Source organism: Halomonas sp. ML-15, assembly GCF_014779595.1.
GTDB lineage: Bacteria > Pseudomonadota > Gammaproteobacteria > Pseudomonadales > Halomonadaceae > Franzmannia.
This window is the reverse complement of record NZ_JACXZT010000019.1, coordinates 160,742-186,383: the sequence shown is the minus strand read 5'-3', so window position 1 is coordinate 186,383 and position 25,642 is coordinate 160,742. Positions and strand designations below refer to the sequence as shown.

General features: G+C 66.0%; 24 protein-coding genes. 11 read left to right on the top strand and 13 right to left on the bottom strand.

The window, feature by feature from the left end; genetic code table 11:
• Positions 1–8: 8 nt before the first annotated feature.
• The 7 genes from IEI94_RS12485 to IEI94_RS12455 form a co-directional block, all read right to left on the bottom strand.
• Positions 9–611, bottom strand: a complete 603-nt coding sequence (locus IEI94_RS12485; protein ID WP_191167641.1) for a TRAP transporter small permease subunit — start codon at positions 609–611, stop codon at positions 9–11.
• Positions 612–687: 76 nt separating this feature from the next.
• Positions 688–1,797 (bottom strand): TRAP transporter substrate-binding protein, encoded by a 1,110-nt coding sequence (locus IEI94_RS12480; protein ID WP_191167640.1) that lies wholly within the window; start codon positions 1,795–1,797, stop codon positions 688–690.
• Between the two features lie 206 nt (positions 1,798–2,003).
• Complete coding sequence (locus tag IEI94_RS12475) at positions 2,004–3,470, bottom strand: sigma-54 interaction domain-containing protein (protein ID WP_191167639.1); 1,467 nt, start codon at positions 3,468–3,470, stop codon at positions 2,004–2,006.
• A 1-nt stretch (position 3,471) separates the two neighbouring features.
• The gene (locus tag IEI94_RS12470; RefSeq protein ID WP_191167638.1) at positions 3,472–6,321 is read right to left on the bottom strand and encodes a valine--tRNA ligase; all 2,850 of its coding nucleotides are present in this window, start codon (positions 6,319–6,321) and stop codon (positions 3,472–3,474) included.
• A gap of 376 nt (positions 6,322–6,697) precedes the next feature.
• Positions 6,698–7,153 (bottom strand): DNA polymerase III subunit chi, encoded by a 456-nt coding sequence (locus IEI94_RS12465; RefSeq protein WP_191167637.1) that lies wholly within the window; start codon positions 7,151–7,153, stop codon positions 6,698–6,700.
• Positions 7,154–7,309: 156 nt separating this feature from the next.
• Positions 7,310–8,407: a branched-chain amino acid aminotransferase gene (locus IEI94_RS12460; RefSeq protein WP_191167636.1), complete on the bottom strand. Its 1,098-nt coding sequence runs from the start codon at positions 8,405–8,407 to the stop codon at positions 7,310–7,312.
• 153 nt (positions 8,408–8,560) lie between these two features.
• Positions 8,561–10,081 (bottom strand): leucyl aminopeptidase, encoded by a 1,521-nt coding sequence (locus IEI94_RS12455; protein ID WP_191167635.1) that lies wholly within the window; start codon positions 10,079–10,081, stop codon positions 8,561–8,563.
• Positions 10,082–10,228: 147 nt separating this feature from the next.
• Here IEI94_RS12455 and lptF point away from each other — a divergent pair, with 147 nt between their 5' ends.
• The 8 genes from lptF to IEI94_RS12415 all read left to right on the top strand — a co-directional run bounded on the left by lptF (position 10,229) and on the right by IEI94_RS12415 (position 16,702).
• Positions 10,229–11,308, top strand: a complete 1,080-nt coding sequence (gene lptF, locus IEI94_RS12450; RefSeq protein ID WP_191167634.1) for an LPS export ABC transporter permease LptF — start codon at positions 10,229–10,231, stop codon at positions 11,306–11,308.
• A complete protein-coding gene (gene lptG, locus IEI94_RS12445; protein WP_191167633.1) occupies positions 11,308–12,372 on the top strand; it encodes an LPS export ABC transporter permease LptG in 1,065 nt (354 codons plus the stop codon). The genes lptF and lptG overlap by 1 nt, the downstream gene beginning before the upstream one ends.
• Before the next feature lie 12 nt (positions 12,373–12,384).
• Positions 12,385–12,843: an RDD family protein gene (locus tag IEI94_RS12440; RefSeq protein WP_191167632.1), complete on the top strand. Its 459-nt coding sequence runs from the start codon at positions 12,385–12,387 to the stop codon at positions 12,841–12,843.
• Between the two features lie 74 nt (positions 12,844–12,917).
• A complete protein-coding gene (locus tag IEI94_RS12435; protein WP_191167631.1) occupies positions 12,918–13,124 on the top strand; it encodes a (2Fe-2S)-binding protein in 207 nt (68 codons plus the stop codon).
• Between the two features lie 182 nt (positions 13,125–13,306).
• On the top strand, positions 13,307–13,789 hold the full coding sequence (gene bfr / locus IEI94_RS12430; protein ID WP_191167630.1) for a bacterioferritin: 483 nt from the start codon (positions 13,307–13,309) through the stop codon (positions 13,787–13,789).
• Between the two features lie 273 nt (positions 13,790–14,062).
• On the top strand, positions 14,063–15,094 hold the full coding sequence (locus IEI94_RS12425) for an ABC transporter substrate-binding protein (protein ID WP_191167629.1): 1,032 nt from the start codon (positions 14,063–14,065) through the stop codon (positions 15,092–15,094).
• A gap of 13 nt (positions 15,095–15,107) precedes the next feature.
• Positions 15,108–15,941, top strand: coding sequence for an ABC transporter ATP-binding protein (locus IEI94_RS12420; protein ID WP_191167628.1), 834 nt, complete (start codon positions 15,108–15,110; stop codon positions 15,939–15,941).
• A complete protein-coding gene (locus IEI94_RS12415) occupies positions 15,938–16,702 on the top strand; it encodes an ABC transporter permease (RefSeq protein ID WP_191167627.1) in 765 nt (254 codons plus the stop codon). Before IEI94_RS12420 ends, IEI94_RS12415 begins: the two co-directional genes overlap by 4 nt.
• Positions 16,703–16,707: 5 nt before the next feature.
• Here the strand turns inward: IEI94_RS12415 and IEI94_RS12410 are convergent, their stop codons facing one another.
• Genes IEI94_RS12410 through IEI94_RS12400 form a run of 3 tightly spaced genes read right to left on the bottom strand, consistent with a single transcriptional unit; the run spans position 16,708 to position 18,576 of the window.
• The gene (locus IEI94_RS12410; RefSeq protein WP_191167626.1) at positions 16,708–16,938 is read right to left on the bottom strand and encodes a DUF1653 domain-containing protein; all 231 of its coding nucleotides are present in this window, start codon (positions 16,936–16,938) and stop codon (positions 16,708–16,710) included.
• Entirely contained in the window at positions 16,931–17,773 is an 843-nt protein-coding gene (tcdA, locus tag IEI94_RS12405) for a tRNA cyclic N6-threonylcarbamoyladenosine(37) synthase TcdA (protein WP_191167625.1), read from the bottom strand. The genes IEI94_RS12410 and tcdA overlap by 8 nt, the downstream gene beginning before the upstream one ends.
• Positions 17,774–17,781: 8 nt before the next feature.
• The gene (locus tag IEI94_RS12400) at positions 17,782–18,576 is read right to left on the bottom strand and encodes a pseudouridine synthase (protein ID WP_191167624.1); all 795 of its coding nucleotides are present in this window, start codon (positions 18,574–18,576) and stop codon (positions 17,782–17,784) included.
• 124 nt (positions 18,577–18,700) lie between these two features.
• On the opposite strand from IEI94_RS12400, the gene IEI94_RS12395 reads away from it, so the two are divergent.
• The 3 genes from IEI94_RS12395 to IEI94_RS12385 all read left to right on the top strand — a co-directional run bounded on the left by IEI94_RS12395 (position 18,701) and on the right by IEI94_RS12385 (position 21,307).
• On the top strand, positions 18,701–19,438 hold the full coding sequence (locus IEI94_RS12395) for an SIR2 family NAD-dependent protein deacylase (protein WP_191167623.1): 738 nt from the start codon (positions 18,701–18,703) through the stop codon (positions 19,436–19,438).
• Between the two features lie 101 nt (positions 19,439–19,539).
• On the top strand, positions 19,540–20,484 hold the full coding sequence (locus IEI94_RS12390; protein WP_224750116.1) for a bile acid:sodium symporter family protein: 945 nt from the start codon (positions 19,540–19,542) through the stop codon (positions 20,482–20,484).
• A gap of 58 nt (positions 20,485–20,542) precedes the next feature.
• Positions 20,543–21,307: a tRNA-uridine aminocarboxypropyltransferase gene (locus tag IEI94_RS12385; protein ID WP_191167622.1), complete on the top strand. Its 765-nt coding sequence runs from the start codon at positions 20,543–20,545 to the stop codon at positions 21,305–21,307.
• Here the strand turns inward: IEI94_RS12385 and IEI94_RS12380 are convergent.
• The 3 genes from IEI94_RS12380 to trkA all read right to left on the bottom strand — a co-directional run bounded on the left by IEI94_RS12380 (position 21,293) and on the right by trkA (position 25,607).
• Positions 21,293–22,534 (bottom strand): TraB/GumN family protein, encoded by a 1,242-nt coding sequence (locus IEI94_RS12380; protein ID WP_191167621.1) that lies wholly within the window; start codon positions 22,532–22,534, stop codon positions 21,293–21,295. The genes IEI94_RS12385 and IEI94_RS12380 overlap by 15 nt on opposite strands.
• A 207-nt stretch (positions 22,535–22,741) precedes the next feature.
• Positions 22,742–24,190 (bottom strand): TrkH family potassium uptake protein, encoded by a 1,449-nt coding sequence (locus tag IEI94_RS12375; protein WP_191167620.1) that lies wholly within the window; start codon positions 24,188–24,190, stop codon positions 22,742–22,744.
• Between the two features lie 43 nt (positions 24,191–24,233).
• The gene (gene trkA, locus IEI94_RS12370; protein ID WP_191167619.1) at positions 24,234–25,607 is read right to left on the bottom strand and encodes a Trk system potassium transporter TrkA; all 1,374 of its coding nucleotides are present in this window, start codon (positions 25,605–25,607) and stop codon (positions 24,234–24,236) included.
• Positions 25,608–25,642: the final 35 nt, after the last annotated feature.

Sequence of the window (25,642 nt, the reverse complement as noted above, 5' to 3'; positions counted from 1 at the left end):
CTCGTGATTCAGTCAGTAGGGCGCTGGTCGCGCTCGGCGGGGCTCAGGAAGCGTCGCGGATAGCCGAACAGTAGCGTGCTGCAGCGCAGCGCGCGGGATACGATGGCGATGGCCACCAGACTCAGGCCGATGGGGATCACGGTCTTGATGATAAAGCGATAGGGCAGGCCGCTGGGGGCCTGGGAGCGCTCACCGCGCTCGAAGGAGCGATAGCCGTACTGGTAGAGCTCGACCAGCACGATATACAGAATCGGCAGCAGCAGGATCACGATGGCCAGCATCTCGATCCATGCCTGGGTACGCAGCGTGAATTTTTCGCGGATCACGTCGACCCGCACGTGGTCGTTGGTGACCACCGCGTAGGCCAGGGTCAGCACCATGGCCGCACCGAAGAAGTGCCAGGAGAGCTCTTCCAGGGCAATCGAGCCACGGCCGAGAATAAAACGGTTGACCACATTGCTGATCACCACCGCTAGGGTGGCCAGCCATAGCCAGGAGGCAGCCTTGCCGAGCCGCAGTACGACGGTGTCGAGCAGGTGGCTGATGCGGTTGGTGGGCAGGTCGAGGCAGGCGTGTTCGCCGTCGCCTGACCCCTGTTCACGAACGCTCATCGGGTCACTCCGTGGCGAAAGGGGCAAGCACAAACCACCGGCCGCGAACGGCCGGTGGCACCATCATGAGCGCAGATCAATCGCGCTCGAGTGCTTCGGGGTCGTAGTAGGAGCGCGGCAGGTGGCCCTTGACGTGCCAAGTGCCGTGCAGCTTCATGAAGTCCTGCTGACTTTCCAGCACGCGGCCGAACATCTCATCCTCGGCGGCGATCTCGTCCTGGACCTCGTTGGTCACCCGACGCAGTTCCTGGAGGATGTCATCCGAGAGGACCTGAGCGTTGACGCCCTCCTCTTCGAAGTCGCGCAGTGCCTTGGGGTTCTCCATCTCGCTCTCGGAGTAACCGAACAGCGTGGCGGCGCGGCAGCCCATGTCGATCTGCGCGCGGGTCTGCGGCTCCAGTTCTTCCCAGCTGTCCTTGTTGACCAGCAGGTGAGCGGTGGTGAAGGTCTGGTGCCAACCCGGCAGCACGTAGTTCTGTACGATCTCCTGCATGCCCAGAATACGGTCGACCGCCGGTGCCGAGAACTCCATGGCGTCGATAGTACCGCGCTCCATGGCCTGATAGAGCTCGCCGCCCGGAATCATGGTCACCGAGGCGCCGAGGCGCTCCATGACCTGGCCGCCGATACCGGCGAAGCGGATACGCAGGCCGTCGATCTGGTCGAGGTCTTCGAGAGGCTCGGCGAACCAGCCAGCGGCTTCGGGGCCGATCATGCTGCACAGCAGCGGGTGGACGTTGTAGTCGTCGTAGATCTCTTCGAGCAGCTCGCGGCCGCCGCCGAAATAGTGCCAGGCCAGGTAGGCAGGCGGCTCCATGCCAAACGGCGCGCCGGCAAACAGCGGTAGCGACGGAATGCTGCCCTGGTCGTAGCCGACCCAGGTGAAACCGGCGTCGTAGCGGCCTTCGGAGACCGCATCGAGAATCTCGAAGGGCGGAATCAGCTCACCCGGCTCGTAGTAGCGCAGATTGATGTTACCGCCGGAGACTTCGTCGAGGGATTCGCTGAGATAGCGCACCGGCGTACTCAGACCCACCAGGTGGGATGGGAAGGCGATAGGCACCTGCCAGCGCACGCGTTCCTGGGCCTGGGCGCTGCTCAGCCCGGCACCCACCAGCACGGCGGCGGTGGTGACGCCGAGAGCGATGGGACGGACCACTGAAGTGAGAGGGCGATTGAACGGCATGATAGCTCCTGATTGGCATCTTTATTCTTGGTCAACAACGCCGCAGGGCGGCGCTTGTCTAGAGTGTTGCAGACTTCATGCCAATAATCAGAAACAGCAGATAAACAAGGAGTTACGAGATCTCGTCAGGTGCCTGGCATAGGCAGCTGTCTGGATATCAGGACGCTTTTTGCCTTTAGTAGTAGTTTAAGTGTTCGGATTTTCGGTCACATGTCCGCGTCGTCGGACATGCTGGCCAGTCTGGCGAGCTTTTCATAGAGCACCGAGCGGGGGATGCCGAGCAGTCGGGCTGCCTGGGCCTTGTTGCCGCCGCTGACGGTGAGGGCATTATGGATGGCGCTGCGCTCGGCGTCGCGTACCGCCTCCTGGAGTGGGCGCACCGGTGCGCTGGGTACCCCGGGCCGCCGACCGCGCCGGGCCGGCGCCGGCAGCGCGGTAAGCAGCTGCGGCACGTCGATGACGCTGCACTCCTCGTTGAGCGCCAGGGTCTGCTCCAGGGTGTTGCGCAGCTCGCGTATATTGCCGGGCCAGTCGTGCTGGCGCAGCAAGGCGATGGCCTCTGCGGTGATCTCGGCACGCGGTTCACCGCTCTCGGCGGCCAGCTTCTCGAGGATGGTGTCACACAGGATACCGAGGTCGACCAGCCGTTCACGCAGGGTCGGCACGCGGATGCTGAGCACGTTGAGGCGATAGTAGAGGTCGGCGCGAAAGCTGCCGTCGGCGACCATCTCCTCGAGGTTGCGGCTGGTCGCGGCGATCACTCGCACATCCACCGCCGCCACGTCGTTGGAGCCCAGCGGCTCCACCTCGCCCTCCTGCAGGGCACGCAGCAGCTTGGCCTGCAGGTGCCCCGGCATGTCACCGACTTCATCGAGGAACAGGGTGCCGCCGTCGGCGAGTTGGAACTTGCCCTGGCGCAGGCGCTTGTCGGCGCCGGTATAGGCCCCCGGGGCCACGCCGAAGAACTCGGCCTCGAGCAGGTTGTCGGGAATGGCGGCGACGTTGACCGCCACGAAGGGGCGGTCCGCGCGGGGCGAGCTGGCGTGGACGGCCTGGGCCAGCACCTCCTTACCGGTGCCGGTCTCGCCGAGCAGCAGCACCGGCGTATTGCGCGCCGCAGCCAGGCGGGCGCGACGCTTGACCTCCAGCACCGCCGCGCTGGCGCCGACGAAGTCGGCCATCTCATAACGCGCGCCGCGCTTGGCCAGGGCGCGCTTGGCGGCGGCCAGGTCGCTCTGCAGACGACGATACTTGCTGACCAGCGGCGTCAGCGGCTGCAGATCGTCGTAGAGCACGAAGGCCACCGCGCCCTCCACCTCGGTGCCGGCATCGTTGTAGACCGGCAGGCGCATTACCACCAGCTGCTGGCCGCGGTACTCCATGATATCGAGCAGCAACGGCCGCCCCGAGCGCACCACCTCGGGCATACGGGTGGTGGGGATCACCTCGGCCACCGGCCGTCCGATCACCGTCTCGGGGTCCTCGATACCCAGCAGCCGGCAGTAGCTGTCATTGATCCAGGTCAGGCGGCTCTCGGCGTCCACCGAGATCGCCCCGGCGCTGGCCTGCTCGAAGACCGGGAACAGCGCGCTGATCGACTCCAGCGTCAGGCCACGGTCGACCCCGCCGGGAAAGGGCGAGCGACCGAAGCCTTTGCTGCCCGAGGTGGCCATATCAGAGCGCGGCGATCTTGTCGCGCTGCTCGACCAGCAGCCGGCGAGCGGCCTGGAAGTCGGCCAGCTTGCCGCGCTCCTTGTCGACCACCGCCTCCGGGGCCTTGGCGACGAAGCTCTCGTTGCCGAGTTTCTTCTCGATGCCGCCGATCAGCTTGTCCTGCTTGTCGATCTCCTTGGTCAGGCGCGCCAGCTCGGCATCCTTGTCGATCAGGTCGGCCATGGGCACCAGCACTTCCATCTCGCCCACCAGCTGGGTGGCCGAGAGCGGCGCCTCGTCCGGGTTATCCAGCCAGGTGATGCTCTCCAGCTTGGCCAGCTTGGCCAGGAACAGGCGGTTGGCCGTCAGGCGTGCCTGGTCGGCAGCGCCGCCCTTGGTCAGCAGCACATCGAGGGGCTTGCCCGGGGCGATGTTCATCTCGGCGCGGATATTACGCACCGCCACGATCACTCCCTTGAGCCACTCGATATCGTGGGTCGCCTGCTCGTCGATCTTGTCCTGCTCGGCCACCGGCCATGGCTGGTTCATGATCGACTCTGCGCCATCGCCGCTCGCCTTGCCCGCCAGGGGCGCCACCCGCTGCCAGATCTCCTCGGAGATATACGGCATCATCGGGTGGGCCAGGCGCAGGATCGCCTCCAGCACCCGCACCAGGGTGCGCCGGGTGCCGCGCTTGGCGTCGGCGGCGGCGGACTCGTCCCACAGCACCGGCTTGGAGAGCTCCAGGTACCAGTCGCAGTACTCGTTCCAGACGAAGTCGTAGAGCGCCTGGGAGGCGTGGTCGAAGCGGAACTCCTCCATCGCGCGGGTGACCTGGGTCTCGGTCTGCTGCAGCCGCGAGACGATCCAGCGGTCGGCCAGCGACAGCTCGACGTCGCCACCATCTGCGCCGCAATCCTCGCCCTCGGCATTCATCAGCACGTAGCGCGAGGCGTTCCACAGCTTGTTGCAGAAGTTGCGGTAGCCGTCCAGGCGGCCCATGTCGAACTTGATGTCGCGCCCAGTGGTGGCTTGTGAAAGGAAAGTGAAGCGCAGCGCATCGGTGCCGTGGGGCTCGATGCCCTCGGCGAACTCGGCGCGGGTCGCCTTGGCGATCGCCTTGGCCTTCTGCGGCTGCATCAGGCTGCCGGTACGCTTCTCCAGCAGGTCATCCAGGGTGATGCCATCGATCAGGTCGATGGGGTCGAGCACGTTGCCCTTGGACTTGGACATCTTCTGGCCCTGACCGTCGCGCACCAGGCCGTGGACGTAGACCTGCTTGAACGGCACCTCGCCGGTGAACTTGAGGGTCAGCATGATCATTCGCGCGACCCAGAAGAAGATGATATCGAAGCCGGTGACCAGCACGCTGGAGGGGTGGAAGGTCTTGAGCTCCGGGGTCTGCTCCGGCCAGCCGAGGGTGCCGAAGGTCCACAGGCCCGAGCTGAACCAGGTGTCGAGCACGTCGTCATCCTGGGTCAGCGCCACATCGGCGGCCAGGCCGTGCTTCTCGCGGGCCTCGGCTTCGCTGCGGGCCACGTAGATATTGCCCTCGGCGTCGTACCAGGCGGGGATGCGGTGGCCCCACCACAGCTGACGGGAGATGCACCAGTCCTGCAGGTCGCGCATCCAGGCGAAGTACATGTTCTCGTAGTTCTTGGGCACGAACTGGATATCGCCGTTCTCCACCGCCTCGATGGCCGGCTTGGCGAGGCTCTCCACGGCGACGAACCACTGGTCCGTCAGCAGCGGCTCGATGACGTCGCCGGAGCGGTCGCCGTAGGGCAGGGTGTTGTTGACCGTCTCGATCTGCTCGAGCAGGCCGGCGGCCTCCATATCGGCGACGATGCGCGCTCGCGCTTCGAAGCGGTCGAGGCCGGCATAGGCCGGCGGCAGGCTCGGGTCGATATCGGGCAGCGGGCGGCCCTGGATGTCGAAGGCCTCGGCCTGGGCGAGGATCGCGGCATCCTGAGTGAAGACGTTGATCAGCGGCAGCCCCTGGCGGCGGCCCACCTCGTAGTCGTTGAAGTCGTGGGCCGGGGTGATCTTCACGCAGCCGGAGCCTTTCTCCATATCGGCGTGCTCGTCGGCGACGATGGGAATGCGCCGGCCGACCAGCGGCAGCTCGACGAACTTGCCGATCAGCGAGGCGTAGCGCGGATCTTCCGGATTGACCGCCACGCCGGTATCGCCGAGCAGGGTCTCGGGGCGGGTGGTGGCGACCACCAGGTGGTCGAGGCCGGCATCGGTGGTGACACCGTCGGCCAGCGGGTAGCGGAAGTGCCAGAACTGGCCCTGCTGATCGCGGTTCTCCACCTCCAGATCGGAGATGGCGGTGTGCAGGGTGGGGTCCCAGTTGACCAGCCGCTTGCCGCGGTAGATCAGGTCCTCTTCATAGAGACGCACGAAGGTCTCCTGCACCGCCTTGTAGAAGCCGTCGTCCATGGTGAAGCGCTCGCGGCTCCAGTCGACGCTGGCGCCCATGCGGCGCAGCTGGCGGGTGATATGCCCGCCGGACTCGTGCTTCCACTCCCACACCTTGTCGATAAAGGCGTCGCGGCCCAGATCGTGGCGGGTCTTGCCCTCTTCGGCGGCGACCTTGCGCTCCACCAGCATCTGGGTGGCGATACCGGCGTGGTCGGTGCCCACCTGCCACAGGGTGTTGTGGCCCTGCATCCGCCGCCAGCGGATCAGGGTGTCCATGATGGTGTCCTGGAAGGCGTGCCCCATGTGCAGGCTGCCGGTGACGTTGGGCGGCGGGATCATGATGGCGTAGGGCTCACCACTGCCCGACGGCGCGAAGCGGCCGTCGGCTTCCCAGCGCTGGTACCAGCGGGATTCGATCTGCTCGGGTTGGTAGGTCTTGTCCATGGGGCGTTCCGGGTCCAGAAATGGTCGCCGCCGGTGTGTGGCGCCGGGCGGCAGGAAATCGTCTAGGCGTGCGAAAAATGGCCACGATTATAGCGCGATGAGGTGCTAGGCGTCAGCCTGGTAACCGAGGGGCAAGGTCACGGCGCTGCGCGAGGGGGCTTGGCGCTAGCCTAGTGGCCTTAGGGTAATGCGGCTGCGCTGCGCGAGGGGCGCCGGGGACAGGTCGTAGCGGAGGTTTCGATGCCAGGGATGGCATCGGTAGCGCCCATGGATGGTTTACAGCGCCTCCGCGAAGACCTGTCGACGGATCAGCCCCGAGCTCCTGCTACGTCAGGGTTAACGGCGCCAGTAACTAGACCAGGGCTAACCGTGAACGTTAGCCGCGGCCCTCTTGCCCCGCCAGTTGGTGCGCCTTGACCGGGTAGCCGCGGTCCTTGTAGGTCTTCCAGCAGGCGCGCTTGGCCATCAGCACCTCCTGGTGCTGGTTGATGATCTCGGCGACCCGCTCGAAGCGCGAGAACCACTCGGGAATCTCGGGGTGCAGGTTGAGCATCGCCTGGGGGTGCTCTTCGGCGGGGTCCGGCGGCCCCTGCCAGCCGATCACCACCGGCACCTGGCTGGCCATCTCGCTGCCGGCCAGGGCATGGGGTACATAGGCGTCGGGGCGGAAGGTCCAGAGCAGCTCGTCGAGCTGACGGGCCATGGCCTCATCCTCGGCGTGGAGGTGCAGGCGGTAGCCCTTGCGCTGGATGGTCTCGGTCAGCCGGCAGGCGAAGGCCAGGCGGGCATCCAGGGTGGTGTCGGGTAGGACGTAGAAATCGACTTGAGTCATCTGGGGTCTGCCTGGGGGCTGTTCCGCCGGGCAGGCCTTCGCGGAGGCGCTATGAATACTTCCCTGTACGCTACCTTGCGCCATCCATGGCGCAAACCTCCGCTACGACCTGCCCGGCGGCGCCCCGCCACGTCGGTGGAGAGGCGTAACTGCTTATTACACCAGCCGGGTTAGCCAGCCGTGAGTGTCCTCGGCGCGGCCGTACTGCAGGTCGAGCAGGGTGCGGCGGATCTGCTTGGCCACCGGGTTGTCGCTGGGCTGGCAGCGGATGCGCTCCTCCTCGCCGACCAGCTCGCCCACCGGGGTGATCACCGCGGCGGTGCCGCAGGCGAAGACCTCGGTGATCTCGCCGGAGGCGGCGCCGTCGCGCCACTCATCGATGCTGATATGGCGCTCTTCCGGCTGCAGGCCGGCGTCGCGGGCCAGGGTCAGCACCGAGTCGCGGGTCACGCCCTCGAGGATGGTGCCGGTCAGCTGGGGGGTGACGATGCGGCCGTCCTTGAACACGAAGAACAGGTTCATGCCGCCCAGCTCTTCGATCCACTTGTTCTCGGCGGCGTCGAGGAAGGCGACCTGGCCGCAGCCGTGGGCTTCGGCCTCCTTCTGCGCGGCCAGCGAGGCGGCGTAGTTGCCGCCGCACTTGGCGAAGCCGGTACCGCCGGCGGCGGCGCGCTTGTAGTTCGCCGACAGCCAGATCGACACCGGCTCGACGCCGCCCTTGAAGTAGGCCGCCGCCGGCGAGGCGATCACGTAGTAGTCGACCTCATGGGAGGGGCGCACGCCGAGGAAGGTCTCGCTGGCGATCATGAACGGGCGCAGGTAGAGGCTGCACTCGTCGGCTTCGCTGGCCGGCGTCGGCACCCAGCCATGGTCGTGGGCGAGCAGCGCCTTGAGCGAGCCGATGAAATCCTCGTCGGAGAGCTCCGGCAGGGCCAGGCGGCGTGCGCTACGGCGGAAGCGCTCGGCGTTCTTCTCGGGGCGGAAGGTCCACACCGAGCCGTCGGCGTGGCGGTAGGCCTTGATGCCCTCGAAGATCTCCTGGCCGTAGTGCAGCACCGCGGCGGCGGGGTCGAGGGTCAGCGGACCATAGGGGCGTACCTCGTGGCCGTGCCAGTCGGCGTCGAGGGTCCAGCGGATATGTACCATATGGTCGCTGAAGTAGCGGCCGAAACCGGGGTTGGCAAGGATGTCCTTGCGGATGATGTCCGCCGTGGGTTGGGCGTTGGGCAGTTGGGCAAAGCTTGCAGTGGGCACGGCAAAGAGTCTCCGCTACACCTGAGACGCGTGATGGGCCTCAGGGCGATACAGGAACACCGAGTCGCTGGGCGACTCGGTGCGTGAACAGTCGTCAGGCCTACCATGAGAAAGTCGCCGCGGGAAAAAGGCAACCCCCCTGGCGATTCTCCCTCACTCGTCGCCGGTTTCGACCACCGCATCGTCGGCGCGATCGAGGAGGTACTGGGTCAGCAGGCCCACCGGGCGGCCGCTGGCGCCTTTCTGCTTGCCGGAGCTCCAGGCGGTGCCGGCGATATCCAGGTGCGCCCAGGGAAACTTGTCGGCGAAGCGTGACAGGAAGCAGGCCGCGGTGATGGTGCCGGCCGGGCGCCCGCCGATATTGGCCAGGTCGGCGAAGTTGGAGTCGAGCTGCTCCTGGTACTCGTCCCATAGCGGCATGTGCCAGGCGCGGTCCCAGGCGGTCTCTCCGGCTTCCAGCAGGTCCAGCGCGAGGTCGTCGTCGTTGGACAGCAGGCCGGTGGCGTGGTGGCCGAGTGCGATGATGGCCGCCCCGGTGAGGGTGGCGATATCCACCACGCTGGCCGGTTCGAAGCGCTCGGCGTAGGTCAGGGCGTCGCACAGCACCAGGCGCCCTTCGGCGTCGGTGTTGAGCACTTCGACGGTCAGCCCCTTGAGGGTCTTGATGATATCACCGGGCTTGGTGGCCAGGCCGTCGGGCATGTTCTCGGCGGCGGCAACGATCGCCACCAGGTTGATCTTGGGCCGCAGCGCCAGTACCGCGTTGACGGTGCCGAACACGCTGGCCGCACCGCACATGTCGAACTTCATCTCGTCCATCGATTCGCCGGGCTTGAGCGAGATGCCGCCGGTATCGAAGGTGATGCCCTTGCCGACCAGCACGTGGGGGGCATCGTTGGGATCGTCGGCGCCCTGGTACTGCATGACGATCAGCCGCGTCGGCTCGGCGCTGCCGCGACCCACCGACAGCAGCGACCCGGCGCCCAGCGCTTCCAGCGCCTCCTCGTCGAGGATCTCGACCTTGAGCGCGCCGCCGGAGCCCTTGCCGAGCTGCTCGGCCTGCTCGGCCAGGTAGCGCGGGGTGCACACATTGCCCGGCAGGTTGCCCAGGGTGCGGGTGACGTTGATGCCGGTGCCGATGGCTGCGCCGATACGCGCGCCCTGCTTGACCGCGGCGGCCTGGTCGCTGTCGCTGACCAGCAGCGTGACGCGTTCGAGCTTGGCGGCGGGGGGCGGATCGGACTTGAACTCGACGAAGCGATAGACGGCGCGCTCGGCGGCTTCCAGCGTCATGCGCGCCTTCCAGGCGCTGTCGTGGTCGCCCACCGGCACGTCGGTGAAGGCCGCGGCGGCGTCGCTCACCGGCAGCTTGGCCAGTGCCCCGAAGGCGGCGTCCAGCGCCTTGCGGAAGGCCGCTTCCTGGCACTTGTCGCGTTCGCCGAGGCCGACCAGCAGCAGGCGTTCGCCGCTGACCCCGGGGGCGAAGGGAATCATCTGCACATTACCGAGGCTCGCGGTGAAGTCACCGCGCTCGATCAGCTGTCCAATCAGCCGCTCGCTGGCATCGTCGAGCTTGGCGGCGGCCGGCAGCAGGTCGCCATCCTTGAACACCGGTACCACGAGACAGGCCGTTTCGACCTTGGCCGGGTTGGCGGTCTGAACAGTGAATTCCATGACGTCTCCACAAGACAAGCGAAAGGGGATTCTGGATAATGCCGGCACGACGCCTTGCCGCAGCCGAATGTCGTCCAGTGTACGCAATGCGCTGCGCCATTGCATGGGGAGCGGTACCTGCCCTGCATGGAGCACCGGGAGAGTTACTTGATCATATTTCGCTACCTGACCCGCGAGATCCTGCTGACCATGGCCGCCGTTGCCGGGGTGCTGTTGCTGGTGATCATGGGCAGTCGCTTCATTCGCTATTTTACCGATGCCGCCGAGGGCGATATCCCGGCCAGCATCCTCGGCAACCTGATGCTCTTCCATCTGCCGGGCTTTCTCGAGCTGATCCTGCCGCTGGCCTTCTTTCTGGGCATTCTTCTGGCCTATGGACAGCTCTACCTCAACAGTGAAATCACCGTGCTGGTGGCCTGCGGGACCAGCCCGCGGCGACTGCTGACCATCAGCCTGGTGCCGGCGACCCTGGTGGCGATCCTGGTGGCACTGTGCAGCCTATGGCTAACGCCGGCCGGTGCGCTCAACAATGCGGTAACCCTCGAGGAGCAGCGTAGCCAGCTCGACTTTTCGGCGCTGGCGCCGGGGCGTTTCCAGGACCTGGGCGCAGGGCGCACGGTTTACGTCGAGGGCTTCACCGACAATCAGACGCGCATGCAGAACGTCTTTATCAGTGAGCGCCAGCGGCGCACCGACGATACCCCGGAAGATAGCGTGACCCGCGCCCAGAGTGGCTATCAGACCGTCGACGATGAGACCGGCAGCCGTTTTCTGGTGCTGGCCGACGGCGAGCGATACAGCGTCGACCCTGGGCGCTTCGAGGCCGAGCGCCTCGAGTTCGCCACCTATGCGGTGCGTCTGTCGCGGGCCGATGAAGTGGTCGAGGTCGACTCCCCGGAATACGCCACCACGCTGGCCTTGATGGGCAGCGACGACAGCCGCGCCCATGCCCAGCTACATTGGCGCTTCGGTCTGCCGCTGATGGTCTTCATTCTGACCCTGATGGCGATGCCGCTGTCCAAGGTCAATCCGCGTCAGGGCCGCTTCGCCAAGCTGCTGCCGGCGATCTTCCTGCATATCAGCTATCTGAGCCTGCTACTCGCCGCCCAGGACGCCATCGGTCGTGGCACGCTACCGGCGGCGGTGGGCATGTGGCCGATTCATGCGGCCTATCTGGCGCTCGGGCTGGTGATGATGCAGCGGGCACAGCATAAGGGGATGCGCTGATGATTGCCGATCGTCTCGACCGCTATATCGCCCGCAACGTGCTGGGCGCGATCATCGTGGTGCAGCTGGTGCTGCTGGGTCTCGACCTGGTGATCTCCTATATCAACGACCTCGACGACGTCGAGGGCGACTACGGCGCCTTTCAGGTGCTGGCTTACCTGATCATGCGTCTGCCCTGGCGTTTCTATCAGTACGCGCCGGTGGGCGTGCTGATCGGTGCCTTGATCGGCCTCGGCAGCATGGCCTCGAGCAATGAGTTGACGGTGATGCGCGCCGCCGGGCGCTCGCTGTCGCGGATCCTGTGGGGGGTGATGAAGCCGATCATCCTGGTGGTGGTGGTGGTGCTGCTGGTCGCCGAATACGTCAGCCCGCGCACCGAGCAGTACGCCAGCGCCTGGCGCATCGAACAGATGCAGGGCGAGGGCGCAGTGCTCACCCAGCGCGGCGGGTGGCAGCGCGAGGGTGATGTGGTCTACCGCTTCGGCGCGATCCGTGGCGACAATACCGTGCTCGACCTGACCCGCTACGAATTCGAAGGTGAAACCCTGCGCTCGGCGACCACCGCCGAGCGCGCGGTATGGGATGACGATCATTGGGTGCTGGAAGAGGTGTCGATCACGCGTTTCGAGGAGGATCGCACCGCGGCCGAGTCCCGTGATCGGCTCGACTGGCAGACCAGCTTGACCCCCGACCAGCTCGGGCGCCTGCTGCGCCCGGTCAACAGTCAGGCCCCCAGCGAGCTGTGGGCCTACGCGCGTTACCTGCAGGACCAGGGGTTGCAGGCCACTCAGCCGCTGCTCTACTTCTGGCAGAAGATGCTGATGCCGCTGACCATGGGGTCGCTGGTACTGGTGGCGGCCTCGTTCGTGTTTGGTCCGCTGCGCACCGTGGCGGCGGGTACCCGGGTGTTCTACGGGGTCATCACCGGGCTCTGCTTCAAGTACCTGCAGGACCTGCTGGCGCCGGCCTCGACGGTATTCGGCTTTTCGCCGGTGTGGGCGGTACTCGGGCCGACGCTGATCTGCGCCGGGCTTGGTTTTTATCTGTTACGACGCTCGGGCTGATACGAGGACGCTATGCGACGACGTTTTACCGATCTCGACCGTGTATGGCCGGCCGGTCTCGGCCGCCGGCTGGGGGCGATGATTTACGACAGCTTCCTGGTCATGGCGATCTGGGTGTCAATGGCCTTGATTGCAGTGGCGCTCAACCAGGGCGAAGCCAATGAGTCGAGGCTGTTTCAAGGTTTGCTGTTCGCGATGACCTTTGCCTTCTTTGCCTTCTGCTGGATGCGTGCCGGCATGACCCTGGGCATGCAGGCCTGGCGACTGCGCGTGCAGACCCTGGATGGCGCCAGTATCACCCTGGTGCAGAGTCTGATCCGCTTCCTCGTCGCCTGCCTGTCGCTGGCGCTGCTGGGCCTGGGCTACTGGTGGGTGCTGTTCGACGGTCAGCGACGCAGCTGGCCGGATATCGCCTCCAGCACCGAAGTGGTGGTGCTGCCCAAGCCGGAAAAGACTTTATCTAAACAATAGGTCGTAGTTGCACTTGCAATAGGCTCTGCGAATCATTTACATTCGACATGTAGATGATCAGCGAGGTGATGGGCATGTACGTATGTCTGTGCAACGGGGTAACCGACAAGGCGATTCGCGAGGCCGTTGATGGCGGCGCGCGCTGCTGGCGTGAAGTTCGCGAGGCCACCGGCTGTGCCACCCAGTGCGGCAAGTGCGCCTGCGTCGGCAAGGTGATCACTCGTGAAGCCGTGGTTGGCGCCATGGCCGAGGCCGACTGCGATCTCGCTTACGCCGTGTGAGGCTGGCTGGCGCCCGTCATTCATTGCCAACCGCAACTTTTTGCAAATGCGAGGACGTCTCGCTAACTTATTGTCCTGATTGGTTTTTTTGCCTTTTCTCGGTTTTTTGTCGATACTGGTGACATGACGTCGCGGCCTGCGGCGACTCTAGCGTTTAGTGTCATGCACTTAGGAGATAATCGATGAAAGGCGACGCCAAGGTCATCAAGCACCTCAACAAGGCCCTCGGTAACGAGCTGGTGGCCATCAACCAGTATTTCCTGCATGCCAAGATGTACAAGGACTGGGGCCTCAAGGCGCTGGCCAAGTGGGAGTACGATGAGTCGATCGAGGAGATGCAGCACGCCGATCGTCTGATCGAGCGGATCCTGTTCCTCGAGGGTGTGCCCAACCTCCAGGATCTCGGCAAGCTGCATATCGGTGAGAACGTGCGCGAAATGCTCGAGTCCGACCTCAAGATCGAGCACGACGGCCGCAAGGATTACATCGAAGCCATTACCCACTGCGAACAGGTCAAGGACTACGTGACCCGCGATATCTTCCGCGAGATTCTCGCCGACGAAGAGGATCACATCGACCATATCGAAACCGAGCTTGGCCTGATCGACAAGGTCGGCATCGAGAACTACATGCAGCGGCAGATGCAGATGGCCGGCGACGAGTGAGTCGTTAGACGCTCAGATGCCCTGCAGCTATTCCGACACCGGCCCAAGGGCCGGTGTCTTGCGTTGAGGGGTGCGCGCTGCCGGCGTTGCCAAATGTTCTATGCTGGGGCATAAGCGGCTGGCGGCTGCACCGGAGAGGCGCCGCCGTAGCCGTCGCGCCATGCGACAGGTGCGCCGATCTCTTGCTGCGAGGGGCTGTAAGCGATAGGCCTGATATGGCAAGAAACCTGCATACTCAAAGATGACCATCTTGTATACCCGAGGCCCTTTGCCATGCATCGAACTACGTCACGCTGTCTGTTTCTCGGCACTACGCTGGGTGCGGCCCTGCTGAGTGCGACCGTCAGTGCCGCGACCGATATTCGCTTCCAGCTCGACTGGCGCTTCGAAGGGCCCTCGGCGCCCTTTCTGATGGCGGCGGAGCGCGGCTACTTCGAGGAGGAGGGGCTCAACGTCGAGATCGACTCCGGCAGCGGTTCGGCGGGGGCCATCAACCGGGTCGCCAGCGGCGCCTACCAGATGGGCTTCGGCGATCTCAATGCGCTGGTCGAATTCCTGGCCGAGAATCCCGACGGCCCGGGTATCCAGGGCGTCTATGTGGTCTATGACGGCTCGCCGGCGGCAGTCTTTGCGCGCAAGGACCGCGATATCGAGACGCCCGCCGACCTGGCCGGCAAGACCCTGGCCGCGCCGGCCTTCGATACCGGCTATCGCGCCTGGGGCATCTTCGCCAATGCCAATGACCTCGACGCCGACGCCGTGACCTGGCAAAACGTCGACCCGGCGCTGCGCGAGACGCTGCTCGAACGCGGCGACGTCGACGCCATCACCGGCTTCTACTTCACCAGCCTGCTCAATCTCGAGTCCCGCGGCATGAGCGAAGACGAGCTCACCATCATGCCGTTCCCCGAGTACGGCGTGCCCCTCTACGGTAATGCGATCATCGCCAGCGAGACCTTCGCCGAGGAGAGTCCCGAGGCGGTGGAGGGCTTCCTGCGCGCCTTCAACCGTGCCCTGGGCGAGACCCTGGCCGACCCCGAAGGGGCCATCGACTATGTGCGCAACCGCGATGGCCTGATCGACGTCGAGCTCGAGACCCGGCGCCTCAAGCTGGCCATCGAGGGCGCCATCGATACCGAAGACGCCCGCGCCCACGGCGCCGGTGCCATCGACGAGGCGCGCCTGACCGAGTCGATCCGGCTGGTCGCCGAAGCCTATGACCTGCCCGAGGTGCCGGACGCCGAACGAGTCTTCACCTCACGCTACCTGCCGGATCAGGACGCACGCATGATCTTCCCCGAGTGAAGCAAAGGTTCCCATGACCGTCACCTCCACCGAGACGCCCGCCGCTCAGGCGGCGGGCGACGAGCGCGGCTTCGTCGAGTTCGACGGCGTCAGCCTCGCCTATGACGATAGCGGCAACGCCATCGAGGATATCAACCTCTCCATTCGCGACGGCGAGTTCGTCGCCATCGTCGGACCCTCGGGCTGCGGCAAGTCGACCTTCATGAAACTGTGCACCGGCCTGCACGGGCCGACCCAGGGCAGCGTGCGGGTCGCCGGTGAGCCGGTCACCGGGCCGCTGAAGATCTCCGGCATGGCGTTTCAGAATGCCAACCTGCTGCCCTGGCGTACCACCCTGGACAACGTGCTGCTGCCGCTGGAGATCGTCAAACCCTATCGTCATCAGTTCCGCAAGCGGCGCGCGGAGTTCGTCGGCTGGGCGCGAGAGCTGCTGCGCACCGTGGGGCTGGAGGGTTATGAGGATCAGTTCCCCTGGCAGCTTTCCGGGGGCATGCAGCAGCGCGCCTCGATCTGCCGGGCGCTGATTCACCAACCCAAGCTGCTGATGCTCGACGAGCCCTTCGCGGCCCTCGACGCCTTCACCCGTGAGGAGCTGTGGTGCGTGCTGCGCGATCTGTGGGAGAAGCAGCGCTTTACCGTGGTACTGGTGACCCACGACCTGCGCGAGGCGGCCTTCCTGGCCGATACCGTGTATGTGATGAGCAAGCGTCCGGGGCATATCGTCGAGCGTCGTGAGATCGACCTGCCACGTCCGCGGGAACTCGAGACGACCTATCGCGAGCCCTTTACCACCCTGGTGCATGAACTGCGTGCCCAGATCGGCGAGATACGCGGAGGTGCGGCATGAAGGCGACCACCAAGGAGCGACTGGCGCCGTGGCTGGCGGTGATCGCGCTGCTGCTGATCTGGGAGGGTACGGTGCGGGTGCTGGACGTGCCGCCGTTCCTGTTTCCCGGCGCCTGGGCCACCTTCCAGGCCATGATCACCTTCGCCGGGCCGATCAGCATGCACTCCTGGCAGACCCTGTGGACCACCATGGTCGGCTTTGGCCTGGGGGTGGCGGTAGGGCTGGTGCTGGGCTTTATCATCGGCTCGTCGCGTTTCATGTACCGCGCCTGCTATCCGCTGCTGGTGGGCTTCAACGCCATCCCCAAGGTCGCATTCGTGCCGATTCTGGTGGTGTGGTTCGGGATCGGCTCGGTGCCGGCGATCCTCACCGCCTTCCTGATCTGCTTCTTCCCCATCGTGGTCAACGTGGCCACCGGCCTGGCGACCCTGGAGCCGGAGCTGGAGGACGTGCTGCGGGTACTGGGCGCCAAGCGCCTCGATGTGCTGCTCAAGGTCGGCCTGCCGCGTTCGCTGCCGTACTTCTTCGCCTCGCTCAAGGTCGCCATCACCCTGGCCTTCGTCGGCACCGTGGTCTCCGAGACCGTGGCCTCCAACCAGGGCATCGGCTATCTGATGATGAGCGCCGGTTCGCAGATGCGCATGCCGCTGGTGTTTGCCGGGCTGATCGTGATCAGCGCCATGGCCATGGTGATGTACGAGCTGTTTGCCGTGCTCGAGAAGCGCATGACCCGCTGGGCGCACCGCGGCCAGGATCGCTGAGGGCCTCAGTCGAAGGCTTTGACCAAGGCGAAGCGCGGCAGCGTCTCGCCCTGAATTTCCACCGTCTCGCAGAACATTGCCAGCGGCCTGACCCACAGGCCGTAGTTGCCGTAGAGCGCCCGATAGACCACCAGCGTCTCTTCGCTTTCACTGTGCTGGGCCACGCCCAGCACCTCGTAGTCGGCGCCCTTGTAGTGGCGGTAGATGCCCGGTACGGGACGGTTGCTCTCATGCATCCTGACTCTCCTGTGAATTGGCTTCGGGCGTGGTCGAGCGCTTGGCCAGGCGCGCCATCACCCGCGCCGCGGCGGCGAAGCCAAAGGCGCCGGTGACGAAGGTGGCGGCGCCGAAGCCCGAGGCGCAGTCGAGGCGGGTGGCGTCTCCCGTGCCGGGCTTGGTCAGGCACACCTCGCCGTCGGCCCCCGGGTAGACCAGCTGCTCATCGGAGTAGACGCACTCCACCGAGAAGCGCCGCTTGGGGTTGCGCGAAAAACCGAAATCGCGGCGCAGCTGGGCGCGCACCTTGGCCAGCAGCGGGTCGTGCTCGGTGCGCGTCAGGTCGGCGACCCGGATGCGCGTCGGATCGGTCTGGCCGCCGGCGGCACCGGTCACGGTGAGGGGGATCTTGCGCCGCTTGCACCAGGCGATCAGCGCGGCCTTGGCGACCACGCTGTCGATGGCATCCAGCACATGGTCGGCGTCCTCGGGGATCCGCTCGGCGAGATTGCTCGGGGTCACGAATGCCGCGTCGGCGACCACCTCGATGCCGGGGTGGATCGCCCGACAGCGCTCCGCCAGCACCTCGACCTTGGGGCGGCCGATAGTGCCGTCCAGGGCGTGAAGCTGGCGATTTACGTTGGAGACACAGACGTCGTCGAGGTCGATCAGCGTCAGCTTGCCGATCCCGGCCCGGGCCAGCGCCTCGACGGCCCAGCTGCCCACGCCGCCGACCCCGACCACCACCACATGGGCGTGGCGAAAGGCGGCGGCGGCACGGCTGCCGTAGAGCCGGCGGATGCCGCCGAAGCGCAACTCGTAGTCATCGGAAGAAGGGGATTGGTTAGCGTTCATGGCGTCGATCATAGCGTTAGAGAGGCGGCGTCGTGCCAGGCAATATCGTGCTGGGGCAGATGGGCGGCCCAGCCGAAGCGTTCGAACAGCTGCTGCATGTCCTCCTGCAGCGGCGCGCTGACCTGCAGCTGCCTCTCCTCCAGCGGGTGCGGGAAGCGCAGATCGACGGCGGCCAGCAGCAGCCGCGGGCAGTCGAGCTGCGCCTTGAAGAAACGGTTGTGATTGCCCTTGCCGTGCTTGGCATCGCCGATGATCGGATAGCCGCGCTGCGACAGGTGGCGGCGGATCTGATGGCGGCGGCCGCTGAGCGGGCGCGCCTCGATCAGCGAGTAGCGGCTGCTGGGGTAGCGGTCGACCTGTACCGGCAGCTCGACGCTGTCGAGGCGGCGGATCTCGGTGACCGCCGGCATGGCCGGCATCTGCGCCTTGGGGCGGCTGCCGTCCTCCTCGCGTAGCGCATAGTCGAGCCGGTCGGCCTCGGGGCCTACGCCGCGCACCACCGCCAGGTAGCGCTTGGCGACCTGCTGCTGAGTAAAGGCTTGCGCCAGCACTGCGGCGATCTCGGCGCTGAGCGCGAAGACCATCACCCCCGAGGTGGGGCGGTCGAGGCGGTGCACCGGGTAGACCCGCTGTCCGAGCTGGTCGCGCAGGGTCTGCACCATGAAGCGCGTCTCGCCGCGCGCCAGCGCGCTGCGGTGAACCAGCAGCCCCGACGGCTTGGCCACGACTACCAGCGCCGTATCGCGATACAGGATCGGCAGCGTAGCGTTATCGGGCTTCAGGGCGGAGGAGGGTGCGGGCATGGCGGCGGCGTCTCGAAATGGGCGGCCATTGTCGCCGCTAGGCGCGCCGCTGTCATCCGCCGGCCGTTTGTCAGCCGTATAGGGCCGGTGCTATGTTGCGGCAACATGACATCTAGTGAAGGCCATGACTGAGACTCGAGCACCCCACCTGGTGGTCTTCACCGGGGCCGGCATCAGCGCCGAGAGTGGCATTCAGACGTTCCGCGCCAGCGACGGCCTGTGGGCCGACCACGCCATCGAGGACGTGGCCACGCCTCAGGCCTGGCGCCGCGACCCCGAGGGTGTACTGCGTTTCTACGATGAGCGCCGCACCCAGGTGCGCCGTGCGCGGCCCAATGCGGCGCACCAGGCCCTGGCCTCACTCGAGAAGCAGGGCTTCCGGGTCAGCGTCATCACCCAGAACATCGATGATCTGCACGAGCGCGCGGGCTCCCGCGACGTGCTGCATCTTCACGGTGAGATCCTCAAGGCGCGTTCCAGCGTCGATGAGCGCATGCGCTACCCCTTGCCCCGCGGCGGCATCAAACTCGGTGATATCTGCGACAAGGGCAGCCAGTTGCGCCCCGACGTGGTGTGGTTCGGCGAGCCGGTACCGCGCTACCTGGAAGCGTGCGAGATCGTCGAACAGGCCGACCTGCTGCTGGTGGTGGGCACCTCGCTGGCAGTGATGCCGGCCGCGGCGCTGCTCGAACGGGCGCCACTGGACGCCGAGGTGATCCTGGTCGACCCGGCCGCCGAGCAGCTGGCGCCGCCGGGGGTCGCCCGTCTGGCCCAGCCCGCTGGTCGCGGCGTGACCGGGCTGGTTCGCCACTGGTCGCGGGAGGGGCGGCTATGGCTGCCGGAGACGCTGCTCGAGGCGTGACGATTTTCCCTGATCGACGCTTTAGGGCACTATTAGCGGTCTAATCAACATTGCGGTAGGGCTGCGTCGGCTGATGCGCTACACCGCAAGGACGCGCCAACATGCTGATATTCGAACGACTCAACCGCCTCTTCCCGCTGTGGGCCATCCTGTTTGCCTCCCTGGCCATCATCATGCCGCCGCTGTTTACCGGCTATGCCGGGCGGATTCAGGTGCTGCTGGCGATCATCATGTTCTCCATGGGCCTGACGCTGTCCAAGGAGGACTTCCTCAATGTGGTCAAGGCGCCGTTGCCGGTGGGCATCGGCGTGCTGCTGCAATTCGTGGTGATGCCGCTGGCCGCGCTGGGTGTCTCCCTGGCGCTGGGGCTGTCGCCGGAGCTGACCACCGGCATGGTGCTGGTCGGTGCCACCGCCGGCGGCACCGCCTCCAATGTCATGACCTGGCTGGCCGGTGGGCGCGTGGCGCTGTCGGTGTCGATGACCTTGGTCTCGACCCTGGCCTCGGTGGTGATGACGCCGTTGATCGCCTGGCTGCTGGTTGGCCAGATGGTCGAGGTGCCGGTGTGGGGCATGCTCTCGAGCATCGCCCAGCTGGTGATCGCGCCGGTAGCGGCGGGGGTGGTGGTGCACCACTTTGTCGGCCGCCATATCGCGCGCATCGAGCCGGCGTTGGCCACCCTGGCCATGGCGGCCATCGTGATGATCATTGCCATTGTGGTGGCACTCAACGCCGGTCGCCTGGCCAGCCTCGGCCCCGTGGTAGCGCTGGCGGTGATCGCCCACAACGGCATCGGCCTGGCCGCTGGCTACTTCGTCAGCCGGCTGTGCGGCCTCGACCAGCGCACCGCGCGCACCGTCTCTATCGAGGTAGGGATGCAGAACTCGGGCCTTGCCGTGTCGCTGGCCAACCAGTTCTTCAGCGCCGGCGCGGCATTGCCCGGGGCGCTGTTCTCGGTGTGGCACAACGTCTCCGGCTCGCTACTGGCCGGCTACTGGAAGCGCCGCCCGGTGGTGGCGGCTGAGGGCAGCGCGGAAAGCGCCTGACACGCCTCGGCGGGCGGGCATGTTAGAATGCCCGCCCGTTTTCCTCTGCAGGCGCGCTATGCTCGACGACTCCACCACCGCTTCCCCGCAGGCCGAAGGCGCTGCTGCGCGTCCGCCGCGGCGCGAATTCAAGGCCCGCGGCAGCTTCGTCGAGCGCTGCGAGGGCTGCAACCTGCCGACCCTCAACTGCCTGTGCCCCTTTCGTGTCGAGGCCCAGAGTCATGCCCAGGTGTGGCTGTTGACCCATCCCCTGGAGCATCACAAGCCGACCAACACCGGTCGTCTGATTGGCGACGTGCTGCCCGCTACGCGAGTCTTTACCTGGCAACGCACCGCCCCCGATGAAGCGCTGCTGGCACTGCTCGACGACCCGCGCTACGCGCCCTTCGTGATCTTTCCCGACGACCAGCCGGACTACGCCGAGCGGGTGGTGGGCATGCAGGCAGTGACGACGGTCACGCAGCAGGCGCGGATTCCGGTCTTTATCATTATCGACGGCACCTGGCGTCAGGCGCGGCGTATCTTCCGCAAGAGTCCCTACCTCGACAGGCTGCCGGTACTGCCGCTGCGGACTCAGCGCCAGACCCGCTATCGGCTGCGCAAGCCGGCCTCTCAAGCCCATCTGTGCACCGCCGAAGTGGCCATCGAGCTGCTGCGCCAGGCCGGCGACGGGGATGCCGCTGCGGTGCTCGACGACTACTTCGACGCCTTCAACGACAGCTACGCCTCGAGCCGCACCTACCACAAGATCGAGCAGCCGACGGCGGCCATGCGGCGACTGCTGGCGCGGCAGGGCCGGCTATCCGCCTCAGCTACCGAATAGTGCCCCGGCGATGCGGAAGCCGGCCACCCAGGTGCCCGCTGCCGAACCGAGGGTAGCGAGCAGGAACACCAGCAGGGTGCGCGACACTCGGTTACGCCACCACCCCCTGAGCTGGGTGACGTCGTGGCGCAGGTGGGCGAAGTCGCCGACCTTGGGCTTGCGCATGAACAGCTCCACCCCGGCGGCGACGAACCCGGCGCCGATGGTGGGGTTGAGCGACGTCAGCGGTGCGGCGAAGAAGGTCGCGATAATGGTCACCGGGTGGGCCAGGGCGATGGTGGTGGCCGCCGCCGAGAGCACGCCGTTGATCAGGAACCACTCGCCGACCAGCTGCCAGCCGAGATCGGTGTTGCGCGAGAAGCCGATGGCAAAGCCGGTCAGCACCAGGGCGGTGATCGCCCACGGCAGCAGTCGCCAGATGCGCGAGCGCGGCGGGGTAGCCTCCAGCGCCTCGCGCTCGTAACGCGGCTCGGCAGGCAGCGCCTGGCTCAAGTGCTCGGCCATGCCCTTGAGGTGGCCGGCGCCGATCACCACCAGCACATGGCGGTAGCGTCCGGGCGGGCTCTCCTCGCCGATACGCAGGGCCATGTAGCGGTCGCGTTCACTGATCAGCGGCGTATACAGCGCCTCGGACTGCTCGGCGAATTCGTTGAAGGTCGACTCCAGCACGTCGCCCTCCTTGAGCCGTTCGATATCCGCGGCGGAGACTTCCTGGCGCGACATGACGCTGCCCAGCAGGCCCGAGAACAGCGAGAAGCGCTGCCACCAGGGCACATTGGCGTAGATGCGCTTGAGGGTGATGCCGACGTCGCGGTCGATCAGCAGCAGCGGCAGGTCGTGCTGCTGAGTCTCCTCCAGCGCGGCGCGCATCTCGGCGCCGGGCTCGATGCCCGACTGTTCGGCGACACGCTGCTGAAAGGCGCCTAGCGCCAGGCTGGCAGCGACCATGCCAGCCTTGCCCTGGCGGAATATCTCGAACAGGTCCTGACCGGCCAGGGCATCGGGCTCCACCAGGCTGTGGTGGCGCGAGGCGCACAGCTCGATGGCCACGGCGTCGTAATCGCCGGAGCGGATCAGCTCGCGCACCTCGTCGGCACTCTCCTTGGAGACGTGGGCGGTACCCAGCAGGGTGTAGCGCGTGTCGCCCAGCTGCAGGGTCTGGCGAGGCCCGCCGCTGGGCGCAACGGCGGGCTCGGCGCTGGCGGTGAGATCCTGAGGGTCAGTCATGAAGGCTCGCTGTGACGAGAAAAGGGTGTGCCGATTATCCACGAAAGCCGCTGCGTGCGCCAAACTAGGCGCTGTCTGAAAAGTCGGCGAGCGAAGGCCAGACAAGGCAAAAATCGGCGAAAAGACGGAGTTTACGGGTTGTAAATGAGTACTTTGAGCCGATTTTTAACGCCGTATGGCCGAGCGCAGCCAGTTTTCGGACAGAGCCTAGCGGCGCCAGAAGGCCGGGGTGAACAGCACCAGCACGGTGAAGATCTCCAGGCGGCCGAGAATCATTGCCACCACCAGAATCCACTTGGCCAGGTCGGGCAGGTCACCGTAGTGGCTGGCGGCGTCGCCCAGCGCCGGGCCGAGGTTGTTGAGGGTCGAGGCCACGCTCGACCAGGCGGTGACCTGGTCGACGCCGGTGGCCATGACCCCGATCAGCATCAGGAAGAACAGCATCACGTAGACCGAGAAGAAGCCCCATACCGCCTGGGCGATGCTGTCGGGCACGCTGACCTTGCCGACCTTGACCGCGATCACCGCGTTGGGGTGGATCAGGCGCATCACCTCGCGCATGCCCTGCTTGAGGATCAGGATGATGCGGATCACCTTCATGCCGCCGCCGGTGGAGCCCGAGCAGCCACCGACGAAGGCGGCAACGAACAGCAGGAACGGCAGCGCACCGGGCCAGGCCGAGAACTCGGCGACGCTGAAGCCGGCGGTGGTGGCGATGGACAGCGCCTGGAAGACCCCGTTGCGCAACCCCTCGCTGCCAGCGTAGGTATTGGTCAGCCACAGCGTGATCACGGCGATGATGCTCAGGCCGAGCAGGAACAGCAGCAGGAAGTGGGCTTCCGGGTCGCGCAGATACTGAGACAGGCGCTTTTCGCGCCAGGCGGCGAAGTGCAGGCTATAGCTCATCGCCGAGACGACCATGAACAGCATGCAGATCATCTCGATGGTGGCGCTATTGAAGTGGCCGATACTGGCATCGTGGGTCGAGAAGCCGCCCAGCGCCACCGTCGAGAAACCGTGGCCGATGGCGTTGAACCAGTCCATGCCGGCGGCCCAGTAGGCGAGGATGCAGGTCAGCGTCAGGCTGGCGTAGATATACCACAGCGCCTTGGCGGTCTCGGTGATGCGCGGGGTCAGCTTGGAGTCCTTGAGCGGCCCGGGAATCTCGGTGCGGTAGAGTGCCATGCCGCCGACACCCAAGGTGGGCAGGATCGCCACCGCCAGCACCACGATGCCCATGCCGCCCAGCCACTGCAGCTGCTGGCGATAGTAGCGCACTGCCTCGGGCAGGAACTCGATGCCGGTGATCACCGTGGCGCCTGTGGTGGTGAGTCCCGAGAAGGACTCGAACACCGCGTCGGTCACCGACAGGGCATAGGGACCGTCGAGCATCAGCGGCAGCGAACCGAAGGTTCCCAGCACCGTCCAGAACAGCGCCGCGATAAGGAAGCCGTCACGGGTGCGCAGCTCCTTGCGGGCGTCGCGGTTAGGCAGATAGAGCAGGGCACCGGTGGCCACGGTAATCGCCATGGCGATGGCGAACGCATCCCACACGCCGTCGTTGAACAGCAGCGAGATCAGAATCGGCGGCACCAGGGTCAGGCTGAACAGCATCAGCAGCAGTCCCAGGATGCGCAGAATCACGCGCAGGCTCATGCCGTCACGCTCCTTGTCCGGGCGTCCACGCGTTGCTCCCTCATCAGAAGAATGTCAGGCCGACCTGGAACAGCCGCTCGACGTCGCGGATGCGGCGCTTGTCGACCACGAACAGGATCACGTGGTCGCCGGACTCCACCACCACGTCATCGTGGGCGATCAGTACCTCCTTGCCGCGCACGATGGCGCCGATCGTAGTGCCGCTGGGCAGGTCGATCTCGTCGATGGTGCGTCCGACCACCTTGGACGAGCGCGAGTCGCCATGGGCAATCGCCTCGATGGCCTCGGCGGCACCGCGGCGCAGCGAGTGTACGTTGACGATATCGCCGCGCCGCACGTGGGTCAGCAGGCTGCCGATGGTGGCCTGCTGGGGCGAGATGGCGATATCGATCTCGCCGCCCTGTACCAGGTCGACGTAGGCGGCGTTGTTGATCAGCGTCAGCACCTTCTTGGCCCCCAGCCGCTTGGCCAGCATCGACGACATGATATTGACCTCATCGTCGTTGGTCAGCGCGCAGAAGATATCGCAGTCCTCGATATTCTCCTCCAGCAGCAGGCGTTTGCTGGTGGCGCTGCCGTGCAGCACCACGGTGCGGTCGAGGCGCTCGGAGAGGGTGGTGCAGCGCTCCAGGTCGTGCTCGATGATCTTGACCTGATGGCTGTGCTCGAGGTTTTCCGCCAGCCGCTCGCCGATATGGCCGCCGCCGGCGATTACCACCCGGCGGAAGTCGCGGTCGAGGCGGCGCAGCTCGCTCATCACCGCGCGGATATCGCGGCGCGCGGCGATGAAGAACACCTCATCGTCGGCCTCGATGACGGTATCGCCGCGCGGGATGATCGGCCGGTTGCGGCGGTAGATGGCGGCCACGCGAGTGTCGACGTTGGGCATGTGGCGGCGCAGGAAGCCCAGCTCCTGGCCCACCAGTGGGCCGCCGTAGAAGGCCTTGACCGCCACCAGCTGCGCCTGACCGCCGGCGAACTCCAGCACCTGCAGGGCGCCGGGATACTCGATCAGGCGGCGAATATGGTCGGTCACCACCTGTTCGGGGCTGATCAGCACGTCGATGGGTACCGCTTCGTGGGCGAACAGGCCCTTGCGTGTGAGATAGGCGGTGGCGCGGACCCGGGCGATCTTGGTGGGGGTGCGAAACAGGGTATGGGCGACCTGGCAGGCGATCATGTTGACTTCGTCGGAGTTGGTCACCGCGATCAGCATGTCGGCGTCCTCGCAGCCGGCCTGGCGCAGCACCATCGGGTACGAGGCGGGCCCGGAAACGGTGCGAATGTCGAGGCGGTTATGCAGGTCACGCAGGCGTCCACCGTCGGTGTCGACCACGGTGATGTCGTTCTCTTCGTGGGCGAGGTGCTCCGCCAGGGTGCCACCCACCTGACCGGCACCGAGAATGATGATCTTCATGCCTCGCCTGTTCCCCCGTAATGCGTCGGCACAGC